The sequence below is a fragment of the Streptomyces sp. NRRL S-495 genome (genome assembly GCF_000966955.1).
Lineage (GTDB): Bacteria > Actinomycetota > Actinomycetes > Streptomycetales > Streptomycetaceae > Kitasatospora > Kitasatospora purpeofusca.
Genome location: NZ_JZWY01001255.1, coordinates 1 through 239, shown reverse-complemented (window position 1 = coordinate 239; position 239 = coordinate 1). Strand labels below are relative to the sequence as shown.

At 75.3% G+C, this 239-nt stretch carries 1 protein-coding gene; it reads left to right on the top strand.

Features of this window, described 5'->3' with window-relative positions; all coding sequences use genetic code 11:
- The coding region (locus VR45_RS40970; RefSeq protein ID WP_045945066.1) for a hypothetical protein at positions 1-239 on the top strand (239 nt) is incomplete at both ends.

The following is a 239-nucleotide window of genomic DNA, read 5'->3' as shown; positions in this document are numbered from 1 at the left end:
CACCGCCACCACCGCCCTCGCCGCGCCCGCCCACGCCGACGCCCATCCCGAGACCGCCGCCCCACCGCGTGCCGCGGTGCTGGAGTACCTGGACCCGTGGACCAGGGCCACCGGCCTGGCCGAACTGCTGCGCCGGGCCGGCTTCACCGTCGTCCCGCTGGACACCGCCAAGGCCGCGACCGCACAGGGCGTCGACCTGATCGCGTTCGGCAGCTTCACCAACAACGGCACGGCGTACC